Source organism: Actinomadura sp. NPDC049753 (genome assembly GCF_040674655.1).
Classification (GTDB): domain Bacteria; phylum Actinomycetota; class Actinomycetes; order Streptosporangiales; family Streptosporangiaceae; genus Spirillospora; species Spirillospora verrucosospora.
The window spans coordinates 23,765-30,008 of record NZ_JBFARL010000100.1 but is presented as its reverse complement, the minus strand read 5'-3'; the positions used below and the strand labels follow the sequence as shown (position 1 = coordinate 30,008).

The 6,244-nt window shown below is 71.4% G+C and carries 6 protein-coding genes; 2 read left to right on the top strand and 4 right to left on the bottom strand.

Going from position 1 to position 6,244, the window contains the following annotated elements; translation table 11 throughout:
- Positions 1–151: 151 nt before the first annotated feature.
- Positions 152–832 carry an SDR family oxidoreductase gene (locus AB0K37_RS24305; protein WP_363984766.1) on the top strand — a complete coding sequence of 227 codons (681 nt, stop codon included), beginning with the start codon at positions 152–154 and terminating at the stop codon, positions 830–832.
- A gap of 5 nt (positions 833–837) precedes the next feature.
- Here AB0K37_RS24305 and AB0K37_RS24300 read toward each other — a convergent pair whose 3' ends face one another.
- Positions 838–1,149: a metalloregulator ArsR/SmtB family transcription factor gene (locus AB0K37_RS24300; protein ID WP_345175967.1), complete on the bottom strand. Its 312-nt coding sequence runs from the start codon at positions 1,147–1,149 to the stop codon at positions 838–840.
- Between the two features lie 260 nt (positions 1,150–1,409).
- Here AB0K37_RS24300 and AB0K37_RS24295 point away from each other — a divergent pair, with 260 nt between their 5' ends.
- On the top strand, positions 1,410–3,035 hold the full coding sequence (locus AB0K37_RS24295; protein ID WP_363984764.1) for an AMP-binding protein: 1,626 nt from the start codon (positions 1,410–1,412) through the stop codon (positions 3,033–3,035).
- 281 nt (positions 3,036–3,316) lie between these two features.
- Here AB0K37_RS24295 and AB0K37_RS24290 read toward each other — a convergent pair whose 3' ends face one another.
- Genes AB0K37_RS24290 through AB0K37_RS24280 form a run of 3 tightly spaced genes read right to left on the bottom strand, consistent with a single transcriptional unit; the run spans position 3,317 to position 6,243 of the window.
- Positions 3,317–4,063: an ATP-binding cassette domain-containing protein gene (locus AB0K37_RS24290; protein ID WP_363984762.1), complete on the bottom strand. Its 747-nt coding sequence runs from the start codon at positions 4,061–4,063 to the stop codon at positions 3,317–3,319.
- On the bottom strand, positions 4,060–5,094 hold the full coding sequence (locus AB0K37_RS24285; RefSeq protein ID WP_363984760.1) for an ABC transporter permease: 1,035 nt from the start codon (positions 5,092–5,094) through the stop codon (positions 4,060–4,062). Before AB0K37_RS24285 ends, AB0K37_RS24290 begins: the two co-directional genes overlap by 4 nt.
- Before the next feature lie 15 nt (positions 5,095–5,109).
- Positions 5,110–6,243 carry a sugar ABC transporter substrate-binding protein gene (locus AB0K37_RS24280; protein WP_363984758.1) on the bottom strand — a complete coding sequence of 378 codons (1,134 nt, stop codon included), beginning with the start codon at positions 6,241–6,243 and terminating at the stop codon, positions 5,110–5,112.
- Position 6,244 lies beyond the last annotated feature (1 nt).

Below are 6,244 nucleotides of genomic sequence, written 5' to 3'. Positions count from 1 at the left end.
CCGGCCAGATCGTCATCGTCGGCACCGAGGGCTTCGACCCCGACAACACCGACACGGCCGAGAACGCCAAGTTCACCTTCAAGGGCGTGCCGAAGTCCACGTCAGTGCCCGACGCGCCGCCCCCCGGCGCGGTCGCGCGTTAGCCCGCACGGTGCAGGACCAGGAAGCGGACCCGCGGCGCGCGCTCGTGATCGGAGGGCTGGGCGCGATCGGCGGCGCCGTGGTCCGGCGGTTGAGGAGCGCCGGCTGGGAGTGCCTGGTGGCGTCCCGGTCGCCGCGCGCCGACATCGGCCTCGACATCGGGGACGAGGCCTCGGTCGTCGCGGCGTCGGCGGCGTGCCCGCCGCTGGACGCCCTCGTCGTGGCCACGAACCTGGAGCCGAGCGCTTCGCTCTCCGAGCTGACCGGGCGGCATGCGACGGCGATGTTCGCCACGCATGTCACCGGTCCGCTCCTGTTCATCAGGAGTGCGCGTCATCTGCTGACGAAGGGGTCGAGCATCGTCTTCCTCTCGTCCCCGGCCGCCTACCGCGGAAGCTACGACCCGTGTTACGCGGCGGCGAAAGGGGCCACGATCGCCCTGGCCCGGACCCTGGCGAAGGAACTCGCGCCGGATGTCCGCGTCAACGCCCTGTCCCCCAGCATCGTCGAGGACTCCCCCGTGGCCCGACGCATGACACCCGACTTTCGCGCCCGCCATCGCGAGGCCTCCCTCCTGGAGCGGACCCTTTCGATGGACGAGTGCGCGGATGCCGTCGCCTTCCTCGTTTCCCATCCGCACGTGACGGGGGCGACCCTGCATCTGAACGGCGGCGAGTTCCTCGGGGCCTGACGGCCCTACTTGTCCTCGAACTCGGCTTCCAGCGCGTCCAGATGCTGGGTCCAGAAGCCGCGGAAGCGCTCCAGCCACGTGTCGATCTCCCGCAGGGTCGCGGAGTCGACGGCGTAGAGGCGGTGGGCGCCCCTCGCCCGGACCGTCGCGAGCCCGCTCTCCCGCAGCACGCGCAGGTGCTGGGACACCCCCGGCTGCGAGATCCCGAACTCGGCCTGGATGACCGCGGCGATGGCGCCGGAGGTCTGCTCGCCGTCGGCGAGCAGCTCCAGGATCCGGCGCCTCACCGGGTCCCCCAGGACATCGAACACGTGCATCACGCCATTATTTCGACACGACTTATATAAGTCAATGGCTAAACAACGCGCCGGGTCGCGTCCACAGGGCGGGACCGAGGCCGGTAGCGGCCAGGGCCGCCGGCGGGAGGCGCCGCGGCCGGGACGCCGGTCCACTACCACGGCACGTCCACCCCAGCTATATTTTTTTGTAGCGCACCCGCTGACCGCGCTCATTCCAGCGCGACACCTCCGGCACACCGGCCGGAGCGTTCGCCCGCCTTGGATGGAGAGGTCGCCCGATGGAGCTCAGCGCCTCCGCGCACGTCGACACCTTCTGCCGCGACAACCTGCCTCCCCGCGACGAATGGCCCGACTTCGACTTCACGCTCCCGGAGGTCGCCTACCCCGAGCGGCTCAACTGCGCGCACGTCCTGCTGGACGGGACGGCGAGGGCGGTGGGCGCCGACCGGCCCTGCCTGCGCACCCCCGGCGGCCTCCTGTGGACCTACGGCGACGTCCTGCGGCGGGCGAACCAGGTGGCCCGCGTGCTGGTCGACGACCTCGGGCTGGTGCCCGGCAACCGCGTGCTGCTGCGCGGGCCGAACAACCCGTGGCTCGCCGCGGCCTGGCTCGGCGTGCTCAAGGCGGGCGGCGTGGTGGTCACGACCATGCCGATGCTGCGCGCGCGGGAGCTGACCACCATCGCCGAGCTGGCCGAGCCGAGCCTGGCCCTGTGCGACCACCGCTTCCTCGACGACCTGGCCGCGGCGCGGACGCCCGGGATGCGGACCGTGCCCTACGGCTCGGACGACGCCGGCGACCTGGTGTCCCGGGCGGCGGCCAAGGACGGCGTCTTCGAGGACGTCGACACCGCGGCCGACGACGTCGCGCTGCTGGCGTTCACCTCGGGCACCACCGGACGCCCCAAGGCCACGATGCACTTCCACCGCGACGTGCTGGCGATCGCCGACACCTTCTCCCGGCACCTCCTCAAGCCCGTTCCGGACGACGTCTTCGCCGCGTCGCCGCCGCTGGGGTTCACCTACGGGCTGGGCGGGCTGCTGGTGTTCCCGCTCCGGGCGGGCGCCTCGGCCCTGCTGGTCGAGAGGGCGGCCCCGGCCGAGCTCGCCGAGATCACGGCCGGGCACGGCGTCACGGTGCTGTTCACCGCGCCGACGACCTACCGCGCGATCCTGGCCGCCGGGCTGGCGGGGCGGCTGGCCGGGGTCCGGCGCTGCGTCTCGGCGGGCGAGCACCTCCCGGCCGCGGTGTGGAGGGCGTTCCACGAGGAGACGGGCGTGCGGATCATCGACGGGATCGGCTCGACGGAGATGCTGCACATCTTCGTCGCGGCCGCCGACGACGACATCAGGCCGGGCGCGACGGGCGTCCCGGTCCCCGGTTACCGGGCGGCCGTGGTCGACGCCGCCGGCCGGCCGGTGCCGGACGGGACCCCAGGGCAGCTCGCGGTCCGCGGCCCCACCGGCTGCCGCTACCTCGCCGACACCCGGCAGAAGGCCTACGTCCAGGACGGGTGGAACATCACCGGCGACACCTACATCCGCGACGCCGACGGCTACTTCTGGTACCAGGCCCGCAGCGACGACATGATCATCTCGTCGGGCTACAACATCGCCGGACCCGAGGTCGAGCAGGCGCTGCTCGAGCATCCGGACGTGCTCGAATGCGGAGTGGTCGGCGCCCCCGACCCCGACCGCGGCGCCGTGGTGACGGCGTTCGTGGTGCTGCGCGACGGGGTCGAGGGGAACGCGGACAAGGCCGCCGAGCTGCAGGCCTTCACCAAGCGGACGATCGCCCCGTACAAGTACCCGAGGTCGGTCCGGTTCGTCGACGAGCTCCCCCGCACCACCACCGGCAAGCTGCAGCGCTTCCCTCTGCGCGAGATAGTCGGAGGCGCCCGGTAGAGGCCGGAGCGGCGGCGCCGGTGCCCACATCCGGTCATCTCCCCGGCGAGCGGGCGGCCCTCGCCGGGGGCGGCGCGGTCGGAGCGCTGTTCAGCGATCACCCTGTCTACGGCCTCGTCTGGACGCTGTGGGCCGTGTTCTTCTTCTTCGGCCAGCAGAGGCCTGGTTCAAGGTCCGGGCGACGTCCGCCTGACCGGTGCGCCCGCCCGACCGGCGCCTCACCCGGCCCGGCAGCGCGTCGCGCCTTCGGGCCGGGCTCGGCGCGCCCGGCCCGAAGGCGTCTAGAGGCCCCGGCCGCGCCGGTAGTCGGCGACGACCAGGTCGGTCAGCTCCTGCAGCGACGTCTCGGACGTCGGCTTGTCGAAGGAGATCCGGCCGTGCTGCAGCAGGTTGACCCGGTCGCACACGTCCAGGACCTGGGCGTAGTTGTGCGCGATGATGATGATCGACACCTCGCCGCGCTCCTTGAGGTCGCGGACGAGGTCGAGGATCATCGTGCCCTCCTTGGCGCCCATCGCGGCCAGCGGCTCGTCGAGCAGCAGGATGCGGGCGTCGGAGTAGACCGAGCGGGCGACCGCGATCGCCTGCCGCTGGCCGCCGGACAGCTTGGCGACCTCGACGTCCACCGACGGGATCCGCACCCCCATGTCGGCCAGCTGCCGGGCGGCCCGCCGGCGCATCGCGCGGTTGCTGAGCAGCGGCCAGCGCACCAGCTCCCGGTTGAGGAACATGTTGTGGTAGACGCTGAGCTCGTTGACCAGCGCGAGATCCTGGTAGACGGTGTCGACGCCGAGGGAGCGGGCGTGGTCCACCGAGCGCGGGCTCACCTCCGTCCCGTCGATGAGGATGCGCCCGGAGTCCGGCCGCTGGAAACCGCTGATGATCTTGATGAGGGTGGACTTCCCGGCGCCGTTGTCGCCGATGAGGCCGAGGACCTCCCCCTTGCCGAGGCGCAGCGTGACGTCGGCGAGGGCCTCCACGCCGCCGAAGCGTTTGCTGATGCCCTCCACCCGCAGAGCGTCGCTCATGAGCGCCCCGCCCTTCGCAACCGGGCCAGGTGGACGTTCAGCACCATCGAGATGATGATCGCCGACCCGAGGATGATGTTGAACGGGTTCGCGCTGATCCCGATGAGGTTGAAGCCGTTCTGCATCTCGGCCAGCACCAGCGCGCCGAGCAGCGCGCCGACGACGGTCCCCGAGCCGCCGGCCAGGGCGGTGCCGCCGATGACCGCCGCCGAGACCGCGATGAACATCGCGTTCGACCCGCCCGAGCTCGGGTCGATGGAGCCGACCCGGAAGGCCTCCAGGATTCCGGCGAACGCGCCGAGTGCCCCGGTGAGCATGAAGTTGCCGATCTTGATCCGGCCGGTGCGGATGCCCGCCTCCGCGGCGCCGAGCGGGTTGCCGCCGGTCGCGACCGTGTGCAGTCCCCACCGGGTGCGGGTGAGCACCAGGTGGAAGAAGACCACGATCACCAGGCACCAGGTCAGCTCCGCCCAGGGGGCGCGCCCGAACCAGCCCGCCAGACCGTCGGCCGCCTCGGGGATCTGCGCCGGGTAGGCGTGGGAGGTGGTGAGCATGATGCCCTGCACCAGGAACATCGAGCCGAGGGTCGCGACGAACGACGGCACCCTCAGCACGACCGTCACCAGCCCGTTGCCGAGCCCGATGAGCGCGCCGGCCAGGACCGCCAGCACGATCGCGATGATCGGGTACACGCCGGAGAAGTCGACCATGTAGTGCATGAGGAAGGGCGCCAGCGCGAAGACCATTCCGACCGACAGGTCGATCTCGCCGCTGACGAGCAGGAACACCTCGCCGACCGCGATGATGGCGTACGGCGCGGTGCCCTGGGAGACGTTGACCAGGTTGTCGTGGGTCAGGAAGACCGACTTCGCGGTCTGGAAGTAGATCAGCAGTCCGAGCGCCACCAGGAGGATGGTCGCCTCCCGGCGGCGCAGGAACGCGTCGGTGGCGAGGCCGGGCAGCCCCCGGGCACGCCGCCGCGGTGGCGTGCCCGGGGCCGCTGCCTGGTCCCGTACGGTGCTCTCGCTCACTCCGTCCTCCTCGTCTCAGACGTGAGCGATGGCGCCGGACCGCGGCACCAGCTGCTGGGCCGGGCTGGAGCCCTCGTACCGGGTCTTGGTCGACAGGTACGGGCCGACGGTCTGCTTGCTGACGAAGGTCAGGCCGGTGTTGGTCATCGGGGGGAAGACCAGGCCGCCGGACAGCTTGTAGAACCAGAGGGCCATCACCGGCAGGAACCCCTGCAGGTAGGGCTGCTGGTCGATGGTGAAGTCCAGGTCCCCGGACTTGACGGCGCCCAGGGTGCCCGGGGTGAGGTCGAACCCGCCCGCGACCACGCCCTTGCCCTTCAGGCCGTACTTCTGCATGACCTTGCCGATGGCTTCGGTCGAGCCGGCGTCCACCGCGAACATGCCCTTGATGTCCTTGTGGCCCTGGGCGTAGGCGTCGACGGTCGAGAGTTCCTTGGGCACCTCGGCGCCGGTGGCCACCGAGGTGAACTTGATCGGCTTGCCGGAGGCCTTGATGGCGTCCTGGGCGCCGTCGATGCGCGGCTGGATGTTGAGCGAGCCCGGGGTGGCGATGAAGCCGACCGCGTCTCCCCCGGACATCAGCCCCGCGATCTTGGCGCCGAGCTGGTAGCCGGAGGTGTACAGGTCCTGGCCGATGTAGGAGAGCCGGCTGCTGCCGGGATCGTCCTTGGCGCCGTCGGCGTTGTAGGAGACCACCGGGATCCCGGCCTTCAGCGCGTTGTCCACCGGCTGCCGGAAGGCGGTCTTGTCCACCACGGCGACCGCGAGCCCGTCGGCCTTGCCGGAGATGGCCGCGTTGGTGGCGCTGACCATCTCGGGCACCGCCGAGTTCTGCGAGCCCGTCCACTGGAACGAGCAGCCCAGCAGGGCGCAGGCGTCCTGCGCGCCGTACTGCGTCGGCGTGAAGAACGGGTTCGTGGTGACGTGGTTGACGAAGACGAACTTCCAGTTCGGCGTCTTCGGGAAGTGCCCGGGACCGCCCGTGGCCGAGGACGAGCTCTTGTTGTCCGAGGAGCAGGCGGCCAGCAGCGCCGACGCGGCCGCCGTCGCGCTGACCAGGCCGGCGCCGCTGAGCAGCCGGCGCCGGGTGGGCTCGCTCAGGCCGAGAGTGTCGACGGCCTCTTCGACCGCCGGATCGATGCGCTCCATG

Excerpts from the sequence above, each read along its gene's own strand:
- AB0K37_RS24300 (WP_345175967.1), bottom strand. The coding sequence starts at position 1,149 with ATGCACGTGTTCGATGTCCTGGGGGACCCGGTGAGGCGCCGGATCCTG.
- AB0K37_RS24280 (WP_363984758.1), bottom strand. The coding sequence starts at position 6,243 with ATGGAGCGCATCGATCCGGCGGTCGAAGAGGCCGTCGACACTCTCGGC.
- AB0K37_RS24295 (WP_363984764.1), top strand. The coding sequence starts at position 1,410 with ATGGAGCTCAGCGCCTCCGCGCACGTCGACACCTTCTGCCGCGACAAC.
- AB0K37_RS24290 (WP_363984762.1), bottom strand. The coding sequence starts at position 4,063 with ATGAGCGACGCTCTGCGGGTGGAGGGCATCAGCAAACGCTTCGGCGGC.